The organism is Aquimarina sp. AD10 (genome assembly GCF_003443715.1).
Taxonomy (GTDB): Bacteria; Bacteroidota; Bacteroidia; order Flavobacteriales; family Flavobacteriaceae; genus Aquimarina; species Aquimarina aggregata.
Genome location: NZ_CP031965.1, coordinates 2,102,981 through 2,122,944 on the forward strand (window position 1 = coordinate 2,102,981; position 19,964 = coordinate 2,122,944).

Genomic DNA, 19,964 nt, shown 5'->3' on the forward strand with positions numbered 1-19,964 from the left:
ACACTAGACCATTCCTAAAGGGGGATGGTCTTTTTTAATTTCAACTGTTAACATTTTTCATTTTTATAATATATAATTAATTGTATTTTTATCGCTTGTAAATCCAAATCTTCCCCTATGGGTAAAATAATAGCAATTGCCAATCAAAAAGGTGGTGTAGGTAAAACTACTACCTCAGTTAATTTAGCAGCTTCTTTAGGTGTTCTAGAGAAAAAAGTATTACTTATCGATGCAGATCCGCAAGCAAATGCAACTTCGGGACTGGGATTAGATGTTGATACCATAGAGAAAGGTACATACCAAATTCTGGAACATACAGTAAAAGCAGAAGATGCAATTCTGGAAACTAGTGCCCCTAATGTAGATATTATTCCTGCACATATTGATTTAGTTGCAATTGAGATTGAACTTGTAGATAAAGATTCTAGAGAGTATATGCTAAAAAAAGCAATGGACAATCTAGTATCTAAATACGATTACATTCTTATTGACTGTGCTCCTTCTCTAGGATTGTTAACACTTAATGCTCTAACAGCAGCTAATTCTGTTATTATTCCTATACAATGTGAGTATTTTGCATTAGAAGGATTAGGAAAACTATTGAATACTATTAAAAGTGTACAAAAAATACATAATAAAGAATTAGATATAGAAGGATTATTACTTACAATGTATGATTCTCGATTAAGATTATCAAATCAGGTAGTAGAAGAAGTACAAAAGCATTTTAGCGAAATGGTTTTTAAAACCATTATACAAAGAAATATAAGATTAAGTGAAGCTCCTAGCTATGGTGAGAGTATAATTAATTATGACGCCGCTAGTAAAGGAGCTAGTAATTACTTAAGTTTGGCTCACGAAATTATTAAGAAAAATAGTTAAGGATTCATGGCGAAGGCAACAAAAAAACAAGCATTAGGAAGAGGTTTATCAGCACTTTTAAAAGATCCCGAAAATGATATAAAATCGGTTGAAGATAAAAATGCAGATAAAGTAGTGGGTAATATTATCGAATTAGAACTCGAGAGTATAGATGTTAACCCATTTCAACCACGTACTAGTTTTAATGATGAAACTCTTAGAGAACTTGCAACCTCGATAAAAGAAGTTGGCGTTATCCAGCCCATAACGGTTAGGAAATTAGATTTTAACAACTTTCAATTAGTCAGCGGAGAAAGACGATTTCGTGCATCTAAATTAGCCGGATTAAAGACAATTCCTGCCTATATCCGTATTGCTAACGACCAAGAGTCTTTAACAATGGCTTTGGTAGAAAACATCCAAAGACAAGATTTAGATCCGATCGAAATTGCATTATCTTATCAAAGACTTATTGACGAAATTAGCTTAACACAAGAGCAGCTAAGTGATCGCGTAGGTAAAAAAAGATCAACTATAGCCAATTATCTTAGATTATTAAAATTAGATCCAATAGTACAAACAGGAATGCGTGATGGATTTATATCTATGGGGCATGGACGTGCACTTGTTAATGTCGACGACCAACAACAACAGCTTGAAATATATGAGAAAATTATAGGAAATTCTCTATCTGTGCGTAACACTGAGAGTTTAGTACGGTCTTTAAATAACAAAACTGAAATTTCTGATACCGGAAAACCCGAAAGTTCAACTGCTCCAAAATATATTTTAAAAGGAGTTAAAGAATTTTCTGAGTATTTTGGTGCTAAAATTGATGTAAAAGTGACTAGTAAAGGAAGTGGTAAGCTTATTATACCATTTTCTTCGGAAGAAGATTTTAAACGTATTAAGAAACTCATCGATAGTGAAAATTAAATGTTGCTATATCATCCTATTTTTTATACTTTTTTCATTTCAAAGTATACATTCACAGGAAAATGACGAATTAAAGGTCACCACCGAGGAAGTGGCTGTAAAAAAGAAAAAAAGAAAGAGAAAAAAAGAAAAGAAAAGAAATAAGGTTCGCCCATATGAACCATTAGCACCAGCTAGAGCAGCATTTTACTCTGCAGTACTTCCTGGTTTAGGACAGATTTATAATGGAAAAGGATTGTACTGGAGATTACCAGCAGTTTACGGAGCAATTGGAACAGGCATTTATTTCTACATTCAGAATAACAATAGATATAATGAATTTAGAGACATCTATAAACGTAGACTAGCAGGGTTTACAGATGATCGATTTATAGATCAAACTACAGGAGAAATATTAGTTTCTAATGATCAATTAATTGATGTACAAGATCGATTTAGACGTGAACAAGAATTATCATTACTTTTAACTGTAGCGGCATATCTTTTAAATATTGTAGACGCAAACGTAACCGCGCATTTACAACAATATAACATTACAGATGATTTATCTTTTAAACCTAAAGTAAACTTCGAAGAATTTAATTCTACTGGACTTAACTATGGAGTTTCGTTAAATTATAGTTTTTAAAAGAATATATTAGACAATAACCACCAAAACATGAAAATTGCACTATTAGGTTATGGCAAAATGGGTAAAACCATAGAAAAAATTGCTACAGAAAGAGGCCATACCATTATACTTAAAGTAGATAAAGACGATAACGATTATGACCTTTCAGAAGTCGATGTTGCTATAGATTTTAGTATCCCCTCTGCTGCCGTACAAAATATTACTAATTGTTTTAATACCAATACTCCAGTTATTTCAGGTACTACTGGATGGCTAGATCAATATGAAAATATGGTTGCACTGTGTAATGAAAAAAAAGGTGCATTTATTTATGCCTCTAATTATAGCCTGGGAGTTAATCTTTTCTTTGAGCTCAATAAAAAATTAGCCAAAATGATGAATCCTTTGGATACTTATGGGATCACTATGGAGGAAATTCATCATACTCAAAAATTAGATGCCCCAAGTGGCACTGCTATTACTCTTGCAGAAGGAATTATTGAAAATAGTAACAAGAGTGCATGGGAATTAGATAATGGAAATGCAAATGGCAATACAATTCCTATTACTGCAAAAAGAATAGAAAATGTTCCAGGTACGCACACCGTTTCATACACTTCTGAAGTAGATGATATAGAAATTAAGCATACTGCACATAACAGAAACGGATTTGCATTAGGAGCCGTTGTTGCCGCAGAATGGATAAAAGACAAAACTGGTGTTTTTAACATGAAAGATGTTTTAGGGCTCTAAAAGTGTAACACTTTACGAATAAAAAATACTTATACTACAAAATACAATAAGATGACACTTACAGAATGGTTTATTTTTTTCCTGATAGTACAGGTAATTCATTTTTTAGGAACATGGAAGTTATATGTAAAGGCCGGTAGAAAAGCTTGGGAGGCTCTTGTACCTGTATATAATGCTGTGATCTTAATGAAAATCATAAATCGACCATGGTGGTGGGTAATTTTACTTTTCATCCCAGTAATTAATGTCATTATGTTACCTGTTCTTTGGGTAGAAACTATTAGGAGTTTTGGTCAAAACACTACAAAAGATACTATTCTTGTTGTGGTAACACTTGGATTCTATATTTTTTACGTAAACTACATGTTAGATGTAAAATATATTGAAGATAGAGACCTTAAACCTACAACAGCTAGCGGAGAGTGGACGAGTTCTATTTTATTTGCAGTAGTAGCCGCTACTATTGTGCATACCTATTTTATGCAACCTTATACGATACCAACAGGATCTCTAGAAAGAACATTATTAGTAGGTGATTTTTTGTTTGTAAGCAAATTTCATTATGGAGCACGAACTCCTATGACGGCAGTTTCATTTCCGATGGTGCATGATACTATTCCTGTTGTCAGAAAAAAATCGTATTTAAGCAAACCGCAGTACCCATATTTTAGACTTCCTGGATTTCAGAAAGTAAAACGTAATGATATTGTAGTATTTAGTTGGCCAGTAGATACAGTAAGTAAATTTAGAGATCAATCAAATCTAGGTCACTACAAACCCATAGATAAAAAATCAAATTATGTTAAACGTTGTGTCGGAGTACCAGGCGATTCATTAGCGGTAATTGATGGTTATGTGCATATTAACGGGCAAAAAAATCAATTACCAGATCGTGCACAAGTACAGTTTTCTTATGAAGGAACTGTAAAGAACAGAAATTTTAATCCACAAAACCTGTACAATCGTTATAAAATAAAGCCAAATGAGTTTGGATTCGTTAGTAATACAGAGTTTCGAGCGGCGGGAATGACTAATGATGCTGCTAAACAGTTTAAAAACCATCCAAACGTATCTAGTATACAACGAAGTATCAGTCCGAAAGGCCAAAAAGAATTTGGAATTTTCCCTAACAATGGAAAAGTAAATTGGAACAGAGACAATTTTGGAGCAATCTATATTCCTGAAGCCGGGAAAACAGTAAAAATGGATCTTAAGAGCTTTTCTTTGTACAGAAGAATTATTGAAGTGTACGAAGGTTCAGAACTAGGAATAGATAATAAATTATCTGTAAACGGCACCCAAATATTACTTAACGGAAAACCAATAGATAGTTATACTTTTAAACAAGATTACTACTGGATGATGGGTGATAATCGCCATAATAGTGAAGACAGTCGTGCATGGGGGTATGTGCCCGCAAATCACATTGTAGGTAAACCTGTATTTGTATGGTTTAGCTGGGATACAAATGCCAAAGGATTATTTAATAAAATTAGATGGGAACGTATGTTTACTACAGTAGGTGGTAGCGGAAAAAGTGTTTCTTATTTCAAATATTTCTTAATTCTTTTGATAGGTTGGATTATTTATGGTCAATATCGCAAAAGAAAGAAAAATGCTTAGTAAAGCATATTGTTATCTAAAATTTGATTTCTAAAATTGAAGACTACTCTACTTCACCCAATGTATTTCGGATCTATAGCGCAGTTTGTGGCTATAGCACAAGCTGAAAATGTTGTTTTTGAGAATGAAGATAATTTTCAAAAACAAACGTATAGAAACCGAACTTATATTTATGGAGCTAACGGAAAACTATTATTAACAGTACCTATAAAGCATTCTGGTAAAGAAATCAGGCAGCACTATAAAGATATCCGCATCGAAAACGATTTTGAATGGCAACAATTACATTGGAAATCTTTAGAAACGGCTTATAGAACCTCTCCCTTTTTTGAATATTATGAAGATGAACTCGTTTCTCTTTTTCAAAAAAAGAAAGAATTTCTTTTAGATTTTAATTATGAATGTATGCAGATTCTTTTTGATTGCCTACAATTAGATATTTCATTTTCTAAAACAAAAAGCTATCACAAAAATCCCGAAAATCTTATTGATCAGCGACAACTTGTAAATGCACGAAGAGAAAATGAATATCCTTTAGAGTCGTACATTCAAGTTTTTTCAGAAAAATATGGTTTTCTATCTAATCTGTCGATTCTTGATTTATTATTTAATGAAGGAACCAACGCTTTGACTTATCTGGAGCATCAAGTTATTTTTTAATGGTTCGACCCATACTGCATTACGGATTACATCTTGCGATACCTTTGGTGATAGCCCTCTTATTATTTCCAAAACAATGGAAAAAAGTATACTTTATTTTTATAGGAGCTATGCTTATTGATTTAGATCACCTACTAGCCCATCCTATTTTTGATCCCAATCGCTGTAGCGTAGGATTTCACCCTTTACATAGTTATTATGCCATCTCTATCTATTGTATATCGTTGTTTTTCAAAAAAATCAGAATAGTTGGTATAGCCCTTCTGTGGCATATAGTTGTAGATCAGGTCGACTGTTGGATGATGTAACAAATTGTCAACTTAAATTAGTAACAAATCAAACGTTTTGACAACACAATTCACAATAAGTCAACGTTATTTCAAACACAAGTTTATCAAGTATTGAGTAATTTTAAAAACCCAATCACCGTAATTTCAGATTTCAATAAAGGTTATATTCAGCATATTTAGGAAATATTGATTACATTTAGTATTCAACTAATATTACTAAGTCTATTTTTAATCAATTTTTTATCTATGAATAAACTTATACTTTCTGTTTTAATTCTAGCGTTATTTTCTTGCGGAAAACAATCCAAAGAACCTAAAAAAGAAGAACAACAACCTATTTCTATTATCGATCTTAAAAGAAATGACCCCATTACGATCAATCCAGAACTAATACATAAACTTTCAAAAAAAGAGATCACTAAAACCTTTACAAAAAGAATAAAAAAAAAGGTAGGGGCCGAGTTTGAAATTTATCAAGCCTATTCTTACAATGATCAATCAGAACAATACTACTTACTCTTATTAGAAGATTTCAAAGGAATAAGTGAGGAAAATGATACTTTGAATAATCGAATACAGGCACTTAGACTAAGTTATAAAGATAAGCAGTTCAAAAAAAAATCTTCTATTAAGGATGATATAGATCAAGATTGGGAAACTTCAATCGATTTTTGGAACAATTACACCGAATTATCAGACATAGACAATGACGGCTTGACTGATCTTATATTGGTTTATGGTACCAAAGGACAAGATGGATACGTAGATGGTCGAGTTAAGATCATGATATATCATAATAAAAAAAGAGTAACTATAAGACATCAAAACAGTGGTTCTAGTGATGGGCGACTAACCAAAATAAACAGTAAATTTTATACCTTACCTGTAGAGATTCAAAAAGCAGTAAAAGAAAAGATTCAAAAAATGATCAAAAACAAACATGCTGCTTTTGCTGGAGATTGGGAAAAAGAAATGTCAAAAGAAGCTACTAGGCTAGAAGAGAAATAATATTTCGATCAAACCTAATTCAATCGCATTTTTGTACTAATTGGATAATGATCAGAAAAATTCACATTAAAATTCTCAAACATTAACACTTCATAATCTTCAGGGATTAAGATAAAGTCTATACGTACAGGAAAAAGTTTAAATTCAAACGTTTTGCCAAATCCTTTTCCTGCAATCTTAAACGTGTCTTGCAAATTTTCTGAGGTAACCTTATTGTAGACATAAGAATAAGCAGTATTGTTAAAATCACCCATCACTATATTTTTGTATGGTGATTTTTGCATATGTGCTAGTAGTATTTCCATTTGTTCTTGTTGTTTCACAAAAGAAATTTGTATTCTCTTTACTAGCTTTTGAGAAGCTTCTTTTGTTAACCCATCGGTTTTTGGATTTATTTTATGAGATTGTAGATGTACATTATACACTCTCACGGTATCCGTATGAATTACGATATCGGTATAGATCGTATTATTAGCAGTTTTCTTAAAATGCAATGAGCCTTTTTTTATAATCGGAAATTTTGAAAAAACCGCCAACGCTAACTCTCCGTTATCGTTATTAAAATCTTGATATTTATAGGGGTATTGATCAAAATTAATATCAGGATTATTATAAAACTCCTGCGCACAAAATATATCTGGATTTTCTTTATGTACTAATTTCGAAATGTCTTGGGGTATGCTTTCTGAAGGTATCCAATCAAAACGGTTAAAGCTATGTACATTATAACTCATTAATGATATTGTATTATCGGCTTCATCGGTAGACTTACCTCTTATTTTATACAGTGATGAAACGTGTGATACTCCTATAATTAAAACAACAAGAGAAAGAATTCCTTTTTTATTTAACAGAATAAGCCAATATAATAAGAATAGCACATTTATTACAATAAGAATAGGCACTGCCAAGCTTAAAACAGATAATAACGAAAAAGTTTTAGGAGAAACATAAGGCAACAAGTACGATAGCAACAAGGCAAAAGCTGCTATAGAATTCATCACAAAGACGATCTTATTGATTATTTTCCTCATGTTTGCTTACTTACTCCTTTCCTGCCTTAAACAAAAAGTCTTTTTCCTCTTTGGTTAAGCTTTCATAACCACTTTTACTAATTTTATCAAGTATAGCATCGATTTTTCCTTGGTTTGGGTTTTTTATTTTACTTCCTGAAGATGTAGTTCTTTTAGAAGATGCTGCGTAGGTTTTTGATTTATGTACTGTTTTTAAAGGACTTTTCTTTTTAGGTTTAAATAAATTAGCAAATCCATCCATGAGCTTTTCAAACCAAGCACCTATATCATTTCCTTTTTTAAGTTGTGTAGCATAAATGAACCCAAATAATGCACCGCCAATATGCGCGATCATACCTCCTGCATTTCCTGTTTCTGGAGATTGATTTGGTAATTGTATCAAATCCATAAGCACCATAAAAACACCAATTTGCCATAGTTTCACATTAAAAAAGATAACTCTTACCTCTGCATTAGGCGTATACGTCGCAATAAAGATTACTATTGCTAACACCGCAGCTGATGCTCCTATAATGTAGCCTGGTCTCGCATTTAACACTGGTAAAAAATTATATGCCAAAACAAAAAGTATACCTCCACAAACGGCACCTAATAAATAGATTGTAAGAAATCGTTTTTCTGTAAACAAATTAAGTACAAACTGTCCGAACCAATATAACAAAAGCATGTTCCAGAAAATATGCCAAAATCCAAAATGAAGAAAACTATAGGTTACTACACCCCAAATTTGTAAAATCAGAGCATTAAACTCTGTTGGCAACACAAACCATCCCATTAAATCATCGGGACGCATCTGTAAACCCCATCCACCCAAAGTGGCAAATAAGAATAATGCTGCATTGATAACAATTAGCTTAATAATAATATTAGCTGTCTTAAACTGATATGTCAAATTATTAGTTGCCATACTAATTCCAACGATGTTGATTAAACGAATTTTTTTTCCAGTACCACATGGTAATAAAACCAATAACGGCACCACCAATATGCGCCCAATGAGCTACGTTTGAAGGTCCTAAAAGTGCTTGACCTGTAATTCCTGAATATAAATCCAAAAGAAAATACCCCCCTATAAGATACTTTGCTTTTATAGGAATAGGTATAAACATGATATACAACGGTAAATTAGGATATAACACGGCAAATGCTGCTAAAACACCAAAAATAGCACCTGAAGCTCCAACCATTGGAGTTGCGTATGCTCCAATCATTTTTTCTGTAACATCTCTGGGAATTTCTGGATAAACATTATACTGTCCCGCCGCGATAGTCTCTTGAATAAAAGTAATAACCTCAGAGGATGAAAAACCAGCTTCTATATACGCTTGATAGCCTGGATTAAATTGAAAATAAGTAAACAAAATCTGAAACCCAACAGCTCCTAGCCCAGAGAAAAAATAAATAAAAAGAAATTTATTTTTGCCTATCGAGTTTTCGAGATGACTTCCAAACATAAATAAAGCAAACATGTTAAAGAATATATGACTAATACCGCCATGCATAAACATATGTGTCACAATTTGCCATACCTGAAAATTATCATTTTTAGGGAACCATAAAGCAAACCATTCATAAGCATTATCTCCTAGACTCGTTGAGCCTACAAAAAATATAATATTAATAATTAATAATACCTTTACTGTATCTGTAATTCTCCCCATATAGTACTTAAAATTTCTTATCTATTTCATCTACTGTTAACGTGATGAAAGTTGGCTTATTATCTGGTGTTATTGTAGGCTCTGTACAAGCAAAAAGACTATTAGCCATATATCTTTGCTGCTCCGGGACTAATTCTACCCCTGATCGCACAGCAATACTTTTAGACATGGACTTTGCCAATAGATCTGTCTGAGAAAAACCACTATCAGGAACTTCATTTTCTAAATCACTTAACAACTGCTCTAATAAAGTAGCTACTTCTTTCTCTGTTACTACCGAAGGTATAGCTGTTATTTCAATTTCTCCTAAATCAAGCTTTCCAAATATAAACCCAGTGTTCTCTAACTGTTCTTTTACGGTTTCAAGTAGTGTTATTTCAGTTTTAGAAAAAGATAACACTAACGGAAACAACAATTGCTGACTAACAGCACTTGCCATTGTAATACTTTTTAGTAATTCTTCGTATACAATTCTTTGATGTGCACGATTTTGATTAATGATCACCATACCACTTTTAATAGTCGTAACTATATATTTTTTACGAAGTTGGTATGTTGTATGATGTTCTAAATCTTTTTTATCATCAGTTTCGAATAATGAACCCGTTTGCTCTTCACTTTCAAACTCTACTGTAGAAAACGATGTTTGTTTCACATCGTTAGATGATACTTCGGATTCTAACCCTGTATATAAGTTTTCCCAACTACCAGGTGTTTCTTTTTTAAACGCACTATAATTCTTTTGCGTATTACTAGTAGCCGTAGTTCGTTGTTTTTCTTCTTTAAAAGGATTAAAATTTCTGTCTACTTCAATAGTTGGAGCCTGTGCTATTTTACTCTTATACTCATAAGGTGTATCCATAGAAGCGTCTCTATTAAAATCTAATACTGGCGCTACATTAAATTGACCTAAACTATGTTTAATTGTAGAACGTAACATCGCATAAAGCGCATGCTCGTCTTCAAATTTTATTTCTGTTTTAGTGGGATGAATATTAATATCTATAGATTTAGGATCTACTTCTAGATAAATAAAATAACTTGGATGTGCTTTATCTTTTAGCAAACCTTCAAAAGCCGCTGTTACAGCATGATTTAGATACGCACTTTTAATAAATCTATTATTTACAAAGAAAAACTGTTCGCCTCTTGATCTTTTGGCGTACTCAGGTTTACCCACAAAACCATGAATAGTAACAAGATCAGTCTCCTCTTCAATCGGAACTAATTTTTCATTAGTCTTTCCTCCGAAAATATTTACAATACGTTGTCTATCATTAGATACTGGTAAATTAAAAACTTCACTACCATTATGATACATATCAAACCGAATACCGGGATGTGCCATGGTAACTCGATGAAATTCATCTATAATATGACGTAATTCTACTGCATTAGATTTTAAAAAATTTCTTCTGGCGGGTATATTATAAAACAAGTTTTTAACACTTATCGAAGTGCCTTTAGGATTTACACAAGCCTCCTGGGATAGTACTTTACTTCCTTCTATTTTAATTTCTGTACCAACCTCATCTTGCTCCTGTTTTGTCTTTAAATCTACGTGGGCAATTGCTGCTATTGAGGCTAAAGCTTCTCCTCTAAATCCTTTTGTATTTAATTCAAAAAGGTCTTCGGCAGTTTTAATTTTTGAAGTAGCATGTCTCTCAAAACTAAGTCGAGCATCGGTTACACTCATTCCAACACCATCATCAATAACTTGAATTAAAGTTTTACCGGCCTCTTTAATAATTAACTTGATATATCCAGCTTTGGCATCAATTGCATTTTCTAACAATTCTTTTACTACAGAAGCAGGTCTTTGTACAACCTCTCCGGCAGCAATTTGATTAGCAACGTGATCTGGTAATAATTGTATGATATCCGACATCAAGAAGGGCTAAAGAAAATTGATAAATCAAAATCTATGAAAAATAGGAAAACAAAAAGAAGTATTAGAAAAATCCATAATACGCGCATGTTCACTTTTTTATCTGAATGATGCTTTAATTCATCCCATGCGGTCTCTATCTTATCCTTGAAATTTCCATTTTTTCCAACAGTACTTCGATATTTATCAAACCTTTGTTCCATTTGATATGGACTACCTTCTCCATTATCATCCCAATATCGAGGTGAATAATTGTATTTTTTATTTTTTCTTGTCTTGAAGATTCCCATAATAAACTCAAAGGTACTTAAAAATGTCTTGTTATATGCTTCTTTTAGCATTACAATAACATCAAAATATTAACAACAAGGATTATGCCGTTACCGTTGAAATAAGAATATGACAGCTAATTTTTATTTGTAAAAGGTAGCGTCTTTGCGTAACTGAGCCATCTTAATTGCGGCAATTGCAGCTTCGGTTCCTTTATTACCATGTTTACCACCAGAACGATCAATAGATTGTTGCATTGTATTATCTGTTAATACACAAAAAATAACAGGTATATCCTTAGTAACATTGAGATCTTTAATCCCTTGAGTTACACCTTCACAAACAAAGTCAAAATGCTTAGTTTCACCTTGAATTACAGAACCAACAGCTATAATAGCATCAAGCATATCGAAAGATTCCTGCATTTTTTTACATCCGTAGATTAATTCAAAACTACCTGGAACATTCCACCTAACAATATTTTCTTTTAACGCTCCACAATCAATAAATGCATCAAAAGCGCCTTGAAAAAGTCCTTGTGTTATGGTTTCATTCCATTCTGAAACAACAATCCCAAACCGAAAGTTTTTCGCGTCTGGGATTGTTGTCTTATCGTACTGTGATAAATTTTTATTCTCTGTAGCCATTATGCCATTTTAGGTTTCAGATTTCAAGTTTCTTTACTAAACTTGAAATGTTAGACTATTTGAGCATTGCTTGAGCTTGACCTAAATGCACATCTACCTGATTAGCTTCTACACTTTTAGGGAACTCTTCTTTAATACGCTCTAAGTATGGAGTTGCAACAGCCGGTTTCTTTAAAGACAAAGCTGTAATAGCTGCTTTTAATAAAAACTTTGGAGTTGTATAATCGTTTGTTTTAGCTTTTGCAGCCTTTTCATAATATCCTAATGCTTCTTCTACTTGTCCAAGTTGAGAGAAAGCATCTCCAATACCTCCTAAAGCCAATGGGCCAAGCATTTCATCATCACTTTTAAAATCATCTAAATATGAAATTGCTTCCTGATATTTATTCATATTTAAATATGAAAAACCAGCATAATAATTTGCTAAGTTAGCAGCTTTTGTGCTACCATAGTTTTCAATAATCTCTAGAAAACCATATTTACCTTCACCACCATTAAGTGCTAAATTATATAAAGAATCTCTAAGTGTTGAGTTACCGTTAACAGCATTATCAAAATACTGCTGAGCTTTAAACATTTCATTTGCCGCCTCTTGTTCTTTTGGTTCCTGAATAAATTTCTGAAAACCAAGATATCCTAATATAACAAGTGCTACTACACCTACTGTACCGAGTATATATTTTTGATTGGCAGCAACCCATTCTTCAGTTTTTGAGGCTCCTGCATCTAGGGTGTTAAATACCTCTGCAGTTGTTGAGTTATCTTCGATTTGTTCTACCTCTTCAACTTTGTTTTTTGGTTTGTGTCCGCGTTTCTTATAAGTTGCCATAAGTTTAAGTTAATGAACGGCAAAAATAAAATTTTTATTCATAATTAAAAGCACAAGTATTTATTATTTTTCAATATTTTGCGCAAAAAATTTACGAATTTTACCAAAATTATGATCACTTGATCATCAGCGTTTTATGATTCTAAAATCCCTTTCTTTAATCAATTATAAAAATTTTGAAGCCATCAACTTTGAGTTTGATGACAAGATAAATTGCTTAGTAGGAAATAATGGGGTAGGAAAAACGAACATTTTAGATGCTATTTATCATTTATCCTTCGGAAAAAGTTATTTTAATCCAATTACTAGTCAAAACATCAAACATAATACCGATTTTTTTGTTGTTGATGGGCTTTATCAAAAAGACAATCGTGATGAAAAAGTAATTGTAAGTGCCAAAAGAGGACAAAAAAAAGTGATTAAACGCAATGGAAAAGTTTATGACACGTTTAGCGAGCACATTGGATTTTTACCCTTAGTAATTATCTCACCCGCCGATAGAGACCTTATCACAGAAGGAAGTGATACCAGACGAAAGTTTATTGATGGTGTTATCTCACAAAGTGATCAAACCTATTTATCTATCCTATTAAAATATGCCAAAATTGTATCACAACGCAATGCCTTATTAAAATATTTTGCGGTTAACAACACCTTTGATCCTACTCAATTAGACATTTATAATCAACAATTAAATGAATACGGAAGTAGTATTCATAAAAAAAGAGCTGATTTTTTAGAAATATTTATACCAATATTTATTGATCGATATCATGCCATTAGCTCTGGGAAAGAAAAAGTATCCTTAACCTATCAAAGTAAATTATCTGATACCGATTTGTTAACCTTACTTGAACAAAATCTAGGCAAAGATAGAATGCTACAATATACCAGTGTTGGGGTTCATAAAGACGATCTATCCTTTGAAATAGAAGGATACCCTATTAAAAAATTTGGAAGTCAAGGTCAACAAAAATCATTTCTTATTGCTCTAAAGCTTGCACAATTTGATTTTATAAAAAAACAAAGTAAAGTAAACCCTATATTATTACTTGATGATATTTTTGACAAGCTAGATGAAAAACGTGTAGAACATATTATAAAACTAGTAGATGATCAGATTTTTGGACAGTTATTTATTAGCGATACACATGCAGATCGTACAGAAGGAGTAGTAAAAAAAATATCTCAATCTTACAAGATTATTAAATTAGACCCCACTATAACTACGCAAGAAGAATGAAATCGAAAATAACTTTAAAATCCATACGTCTTAGCTATGTAATGATCCTTATCATTCTTCTACATATTTTTGGTTGTTCTAAACCAAATCCTGATACATTTGCAGATAAAATGAATGGTTATTGGGAAATAGAAAAGGTAACCTTATCCGACGGCACAAAAAAAGAATATAACTTTAATCAAAGTATCGATTTCTTTGAAATAAAAGACAGTATAGGTATTCGTAAAAAGGTACAGCCTAAATTAGATGGTAGTTTTATCATCTCTAAAGATGTCGAAACATTTACTTTAAAAATAGAAGGTGAGCAATTAAAAATTTATTATAAAACTACTTTAACAAACTGGGTAGAAATCATAGAACTTGTAGAAGAAAACAACATGGTTATTAAAAATGAAGCTGGAAATGTTTACTTTTATAAGCGATATCAAAAGATACAATTATAATGGCCAAACGTCATCAAGAACATCAAAGTTTAAGCGAAGTTTTAAAAGATTTTGTGACAAATAATAAACTAGAGAAAGGTCTAGATAAAGTCGCGGTACGTGATGTTTGGGAGAACGTAATGGGACCTGCCATTCACAAATACACTCAAGATATCAAGTTAGATCGTGAAACCTTGTATATACAACTCACTTCTTCTGTGCTTAGAGAAGAACTTAGTTATGGTAAAGAAAAAATTATTGCAAACCTAAATGAAACATTGGGCAAAGAACTTATAAAAAAATTAGTCCTACGGTAGTTTAACTCTCTCTATATATCATATTTCTCAAAAGAAAGATTTCTAAGTTTTAATATAACGTTTTTTAGGTTTAGTTTTTTTAAAGTAAATTTAGCTTGCATCAATCACTAAGGTACAGTAATATCCTCACAAAATAGCGTCCCACTAGTACATCCTTCTATTTCTGTAGTAATACAAACTTGATATGTTGCTCCCGCAGCAAATTCAAAATTAAATACATTATCTCCATCTACTCCTCCATCACTTTCTTGTACCTGCTCATCAATAGTCCATTGATAATTCACATTTTCTATTCCTAGGAAATCTGCAGTAAATGTATAAATTGTAGTATTTGCTTCTTGTTGAAAAGTAAAAGACAACTCTGGACAAACTTCTATCTCTTCACATTTTTCTGTTCCTTGTGGACATTGTGGAGTTTCTGTTCTAATACAAACTTCATGTTTTCCGAAACTAAGTTCTGTAGAATACTTATTATCCCCATTAGGTCCCCCATCTCCTGCTTCTACCACCTCATTATCTACAACCCAATCATAATTAATTTGTTCAAATCCAGGAAACTCTGCAACAAAATCGTATATAAAACTACCTTGTTGTTGCGAGAATGTAAATAAAAGCTCTGGGCAGATAGGCTCTACTATTAATGTATCGCATACCTCTTTACCATTTGGACAATCGGGAGTGACTACTTTGATACAAACATTATATGAACCTGGTATAAGTTCTCGAGTAATTGTAACTATATTTCCGTCTAAGGTAAAATCAGATATTTCTTCTTCATTAATTTTTAAAGATAATACATATCCTGGTTTGGCTTCAAAATTAGTATTAAATTGATATACATTATTAGGCAACTGTTGAATATCAAATCGAATTGCAGGACACCCCACGCACGAGCTTAAAACTTCATAAAATTGAAAATATGTTGAAATAAGAGTACGCTCAAGATTAGGCCCTACTAAAAGAGTTATCGGAAATTTAAAATCTGGTTGATAGTTATTTCCTTGAGACGCAAAAAATTGATCAAAACTTTCTTCATTATCAATTGTAACATCTCTACTATTATTATCTTTTAAAACAATAGGATAATCAAGCTTAAAACACTGTCTAAATAGCTCATTAAAATCATCTCTAAAAGTATCAAATTCACATTCTTTCAACACATCAAATAGTGCATCTTCATTTTGAACTGTAGTTACTATTTCGCTTCCTTTAAATTTAATTTCTATAGGAAATTGAAGTCCTGTAACATTAAAGTTTGTACTTTGACTAGAAAGTACATTAAGTAGTCCCCTAAAGTCATCGACTTTTATAGTTGAAGTGGTATTATATCCTAATGTGATTGGATATTGAAATGTGAAGCACAAATCGTTTTCGTTAATAGTACCGTTTCCTGAATTAAAGTTATTAAGTAAAGATACTATAGCAATGGTTGATGTGATTTCATTATTTTCATTTTCAGGAAATGATCCGTCATCACTAACACATGAACTAATAGTAAATAAAATTATCAGCAAACAACTCTTAAAATATGTAATTAAATTTTTCAATACAGTTTATCTTATACTATTATAACGCTTTACATTTTACAAACCCTACCCTAATATCTTCAATTAATTTCATACTATCAGGCAATTATAAAGAGTGGAATGTATAAAAATTTAATCAGAAACAAAAAAACTTAATATAATCAAAAATAAAATCCCCTAAAAGTATGGCTGCTTTCAGGGGATTTAACCTAATTAATCTAACCTAACAATCTTGTTATTCTATAATAATTTCTTTACAGTATTTTACTCCGTTAGGGCAGTCAGGAGTCTCAGCAATCATACAAACTACATATGTTCCTGGATTGTATCCTTCTAAACTTAATTCATTATCTCTATTATTACCGTTTAAGTTTGATTCTGTTTCTACCACTTCATCATTAATCAACCACTCATATACTTCTACATCTTTTACACTATCAAAATCGGCCACCATTGTATTTCCATTTCTGGTGAACAATAACTCAGGACATTTTGTTGTATCATTTTCTTCAATTACAATTTCTTTACAGAACTCTACTCCATTAGGGCATTCGGGTGTTTCTATACCAAGACATATTTTATATGTTCCTGCTTGTAGGTTTCGTAAAGAAAATTCTCTTCCGTTATCAAGAATGACTTCTTGATCATCAATAACCTGTCCGTTAAGAGTCCACACATAATCACGTTGTTCTCCGCTTCTTTCGTATAAAGAATCACCATCTCTACTAAACTCTATATTAGGACAATCACCATCAATTCTAATTTCTTTACAATACGTTACTCCTTCTTCACAATCAGGTGTTGTAACTTTTAAACATATTTTATATTCGCCGGGAGCAAATTGATACAGTAAAGTTCTATTTCCATTTTGTTGATCTGTAGAATTTTCGATCAAGTCATTATTTACATACCACATTAATTCACTTACTTCATCAACCCCTTCTACATTTGCTTCAAAAACATAGGTGTTAGCACTTCCTGCTTCCATTTCTTTTGAAAAAGACACTTCTGGACACGCCTGATTTACTTCGGCAACTTCTATTACCTTACAGTAAGATGTACCGTTAGCACAATCTGGTGTTTCAGCTTTAATACACACTTCATATCTTCCTGGCTCTTTAAAATCCCATATCAAGTAATTATCTTCGTTTGGAGACGAATCTTCTACAAATTCATCATTAATAAACCAGCCATAATTTATTTCGTTAACCCCTCTAAAATCAGCAATAAATTTATATTGAGAAGGACGTTCATATTGTCTTGATTCAAAGAAAAGATCTGGACATGGATCAGTCTCATCTCTTTCTACTTCAATATCTGTACACACTTGTATCGGACAATCTTCACTAGCCACTTTTACACAAATTGTATGCTTACCAGCCTCGAATCTGTAATCTAAAATTTGACCAGCAAGATCATTAAGATTACCTGTATCAACATCTTCTCCATCTACAGACCATGTAAACCTAAGATCTTTTACTTCATCTAATTGTGCTGCAAAACGATAAACCGCGCTTCCAGTTTCGTTTTCTACATTTATTTTAATTTCTGGACACTGTTCAAAGTTTTCATTTTCTTCGCATGAAGTAAATCCTAATACAAGCGTAAGAATCAATAAAAACCAGTTAGTAAGTTTTTTCATCATATAATAATTTAGGGTTATTCATTTTTTATTAAAGAGAAAACATAATCTCTCTTGTATATGAAACGCAATACAGGGAAATCACCCTACCCCTTTTTCATAAAAAAAACACAAAAACAACATTAAAAAACTAATAATCAAATATTTAAATAACAGAACAAAATCACAAAAAAACTTAATACGTAAAATAGTATCCTATTACAATCTTGTATTGATGAGACCATTTTTTTGAGAAAAACATTCTAAAACCATAAAAAAAGAATATCATTTTTATACAAATCAAAAGTTGATTTTAAAACAAAAAATAAGGTCGCATAAATAAATATGCGACCTTATTCATCGATCTATATAAATTTTAACAACTACAATATATAGATCATGAAGTAAACCCTTAAGATTATTGCTTATAATTTACTTGAACACATTTCTCTAATACTCCACAAGTTTGTGAAACTGACTTATAACAAATCTCATATGTTCCATCTTGAGTAACATGATCTTTAAGTCTTGCCACTCTCGGTGTGATCGGTGTAATTACGTTTCCGTCTAAAGTCCAAACTACAGAATCAGGATCAATATCTGTAATTGTAGGTTTATTAACACCTACAACCTTATCTCTAGAATTAATTAAATCAAACTTAGTACAGTCTATTTGTTGTGGCTCTGGAACTACAACATCTACACAAAACTCTACACCATTTGGACAATCAGCAGTTTCTGCTTTGATACAAACACTATATGTACCAGGGTTATATCCACTTAAATCGAATGAATCGTCACGATCTTGGTTTTGTAAATCTTCAATTTCTACTGATTGACCATCTACAAACCATTCATAAACCCCTAATTGATCAATTCCTGAGAAATTTGCAAACAAAATTGTTCCTTCTACAATAAACTTTAATTCTGGACAAGATTCGTTGCTATTGTCATTTTTAACCTCTATGTCTTTACAAAATGGTTCAGCTTGTGTACATGTTGGGCTTTCTGAAATCAAACAAATCGTATACATTCCTGGCTTCAAGTCTTTTAATGAAAATTTATTATCTCCTTGAAAATCTACCCCTTCGTTTTCAATAATAGTCTCATTATCCAATTGCTCTCCTGTAACTTGCCATGCATAAAAAGCAATAGTTTCTACCCCTTCAAAGTTCGCTATTAAATAATCTCCATCTTGTTCATATTTAAGTGTAGGACAAGATTCACCTGTTGTTGTATCCTCAATTACTATTTCTTTACAAAACTCTGTTCCTTGCCCACAATCAGGCGTTTCTGCTTTAATACAAACGTTATATGTTCCAGGGTTATAGTCCTTCAAACTTAACATATTGTCTCTCTGATTATCATTAAGGATACTTTCAGTTTCGACCAATTGATCGTCTACAAACCACTCGTATACTTCTAAATCTTTTAGACCTTCAAAATCGGCTATTAAGTTCTCACCGTCTTGCTTAAAAGATAATTTTGGGCATTCAGAATTTTCGTCTGGCGTATCGATATCTTCTTCACAAGAAGCAAACCCCAAGATTAATGTAAAAAGATACACCCATAAAAATTTCTTATTATTCATTTTAAATTGTTTTAATTAATGTTTTTTTTTGAATTCGTGAATTGGTTTCTTTTGTTATAACAATTGTAAAACGCCTTATCTTAACAATACCCCACCTCTATTTATTTTTTTTTCATTTTATATTTTTCTTCCCAAGAAAAAAATATAGATTTGAAAAATTAATTTTTATACCCT

At 31.9% G+C, this 19,964-nt stretch carries 21 protein-coding genes; 11 read left to right on the plus strand and 10 right to left on the minus strand.

Annotation, left to right across the window (positions count from 1 at the left end; genetic code table 11):
* Positions 1–117 precede the first annotated feature (117 nt).
* The 8 genes from D1816_RS08815 to D1816_RS08850 all read left to right on the plus strand — a co-directional run bounded on the left by D1816_RS08815 (position 118) and on the right by D1816_RS08850 (position 6,741).
* The gene (locus D1816_RS08815) at positions 118–882 is read left to right on the plus strand and encodes a ParA family protein (protein ID WP_066319620.1); all 765 of its coding nucleotides are present in this window, start codon (positions 118–120) and stop codon (positions 880–882) included.
* A 6-nt stretch (positions 883–888) separates the two neighbouring features.
* Entirely contained in the window at positions 889–1,797 is a 909-nt protein-coding gene (locus D1816_RS08820) for a ParB/RepB/Spo0J family partition protein (RefSeq protein ID WP_118502309.1), read from the plus strand.
* Positions 1,787–2,425, plus strand: a complete 639-nt coding sequence (locus tag D1816_RS08825; protein WP_240338686.1) for a DUF5683 domain-containing protein — start codon at positions 1,787–1,789, stop codon at positions 2,423–2,425. The genes D1816_RS08820 and D1816_RS08825 overlap by 11 nt, the downstream gene beginning before the upstream one ends.
* Positions 2,426–2,455: 30 nt before the next feature.
* Positions 2,456–3,160: a 4-hydroxy-tetrahydrodipicolinate reductase gene (dapB, locus tag D1816_RS08830; RefSeq protein WP_066319617.1), complete on the plus strand. Its 705-nt coding sequence runs from the start codon at positions 2,456–2,458 to the stop codon at positions 3,158–3,160.
* 51 nt (positions 3,161–3,211) lie between these two features.
* Positions 3,212–4,783 carry a signal peptidase I gene (gene lepB / locus D1816_RS08835; RefSeq protein WP_118502311.1) on the plus strand — a complete coding sequence of 524 codons (1,572 nt, stop codon included), beginning with the start codon at positions 3,212–3,214 and terminating at the stop codon, positions 4,781–4,783.
* 36 nt (positions 4,784–4,819) lie between these two features.
* Complete coding sequence (locus tag D1816_RS08840) at positions 4,820–5,443, plus strand: WbqC family protein (protein WP_118502313.1); 624 nt, start codon at positions 4,820–4,822, stop codon at positions 5,441–5,443.
* On the plus strand, positions 5,443–5,751 hold the full coding sequence (locus D1816_RS08845; RefSeq protein ID WP_118502315.1) for a DUF6122 family protein: 309 nt from the start codon (positions 5,443–5,445) through the stop codon (positions 5,749–5,751). The genes D1816_RS08840 and D1816_RS08845 overlap by 1 nt, the downstream gene beginning before the upstream one ends.
* 228 nt (positions 5,752–5,979) lie before the next feature.
* Entirely contained in the window at positions 5,980–6,741 is a 762-nt protein-coding gene (locus D1816_RS08850) for a M949_RS01915 family surface polysaccharide biosynthesis protein (protein ID WP_118502317.1), read from the plus strand.
* A 14-nt stretch (positions 6,742–6,755) separates the two neighbouring features.
* On the opposite strand, the gene D1816_RS08855 is transcribed toward D1816_RS08850, so the two are convergent.
* From D1816_RS08855 to D1816_RS08885, 7 genes are all read right to left on the minus strand, one after another.
* Positions 6,756–7,775, minus strand: coding sequence for an endonuclease/exonuclease/phosphatase family protein (locus tag D1816_RS08855; RefSeq protein WP_066319597.1), 1,020 nt, complete (start codon positions 7,773–7,775; stop codon positions 6,756–6,758).
* Positions 7,776–7,785: 10 nt separating this feature from the next.
* A complete protein-coding gene (locus D1816_RS08860) occupies positions 7,786–8,682 on the minus strand; it encodes a rhomboid family intramembrane serine protease (protein WP_118502319.1) in 897 nt (298 codons plus the stop codon).
* A gap of 1 nt (position 8,683) precedes the next feature.
* Complete coding sequence (locus tag D1816_RS08865) at positions 8,684–9,436, minus strand: rhomboid family intramembrane serine protease (RefSeq protein WP_118502321.1); 753 nt, start codon at positions 9,434–9,436, stop codon at positions 8,684–8,686.
* A 7-nt stretch (positions 9,437–9,443) separates the two neighbouring features.
* Positions 9,444–11,324: a DNA mismatch repair endonuclease MutL gene (gene mutL / locus D1816_RS08870; RefSeq protein WP_118502323.1), complete on the minus strand. Its 1,881-nt coding sequence runs from the start codon at positions 11,322–11,324 to the stop codon at positions 9,444–9,446.
* Positions 11,324–11,665, minus strand: a complete 342-nt coding sequence (locus tag D1816_RS08875; protein WP_317041854.1) for a riboflavin synthase subunit beta — start codon at positions 11,663–11,665, stop codon at positions 11,324–11,326. The genes mutL and D1816_RS08875 overlap by 1 nt, the downstream gene beginning before the upstream one ends.
* Before the next feature lie 72 nt (positions 11,666–11,737).
* Positions 11,738–12,241 carry a 6,7-dimethyl-8-ribityllumazine synthase gene (ribH, locus tag D1816_RS08880; protein WP_118502325.1) on the minus strand — a complete coding sequence of 168 codons (504 nt, stop codon included), beginning with the start codon at positions 12,239–12,241 and terminating at the stop codon, positions 11,738–11,740.
* Positions 12,242–12,296: 55 nt separating this feature from the next.
* The gene (locus D1816_RS08885) at positions 12,297–13,070 is read right to left on the minus strand and encodes a tol-pal system YbgF family protein (protein ID WP_066319587.1); all 774 of its coding nucleotides are present in this window, start codon (positions 13,068–13,070) and stop codon (positions 12,297–12,299) included.
* A 136-nt stretch (positions 13,071–13,206) separates the two neighbouring features.
* Here D1816_RS08885 and D1816_RS08890 point away from each other — a divergent pair, with 136 nt between their 5' ends.
* From D1816_RS08890 to D1816_RS08900, 3 genes are read left to right on the plus strand one after another with little or no spacing between them, the layout of a single operon-like run.
* Entirely contained in the window at positions 13,207–14,313 is a 1,107-nt protein-coding gene (locus D1816_RS08890; protein ID WP_066319586.1) for a DNA replication/repair protein RecF, read from the plus strand.
* On the plus strand, positions 14,310–14,756 hold the full coding sequence (locus tag D1816_RS08895; protein ID WP_118502328.1) for a lipocalin family protein: 447 nt from the start codon (positions 14,310–14,312) through the stop codon (positions 14,754–14,756). Before D1816_RS08890 ends, D1816_RS08895 begins: the two co-directional genes overlap by 4 nt.
* Positions 14,756–15,052 carry a DUF721 domain-containing protein gene (locus tag D1816_RS08900; RefSeq protein ID WP_066319581.1) on the plus strand — a complete coding sequence of 99 codons (297 nt, stop codon included), beginning with the start codon at positions 14,756–14,758 and terminating at the stop codon, positions 15,050–15,052. The genes D1816_RS08895 and D1816_RS08900 overlap by 1 nt, the downstream gene beginning before the upstream one ends.
* A 107-nt stretch (positions 15,053–15,159) precedes the next feature.
* On the opposite strand, the gene D1816_RS08905 is transcribed toward D1816_RS08900, so the two are convergent.
* From D1816_RS08905 to D1816_RS08915, 3 genes are all read right to left on the minus strand, one after another.
* Complete coding sequence (locus tag D1816_RS08905) at positions 15,160–16,599, minus strand: hypothetical protein (RefSeq protein ID WP_147405082.1); 1,440 nt, start codon at positions 16,597–16,599, stop codon at positions 15,160–15,162.
* 214 nt (positions 16,600–16,813) lie between these two features.
* Positions 16,814–18,220, minus strand: a complete 1,407-nt coding sequence (locus D1816_RS08910; RefSeq protein WP_118502332.1) for a hypothetical protein — start codon at positions 18,218–18,220, stop codon at positions 16,814–16,816.
* 397 nt (positions 18,221–18,617) lie between these two features.
* Positions 18,618–19,790 (minus strand): hypothetical protein, encoded by a 1,173-nt coding sequence (locus D1816_RS08915; protein ID WP_118502334.1) that lies wholly within the window; start codon positions 19,788–19,790, stop codon positions 18,618–18,620.
* Between the last annotated feature and the right edge of the window lie 174 nt (positions 19,791–19,964).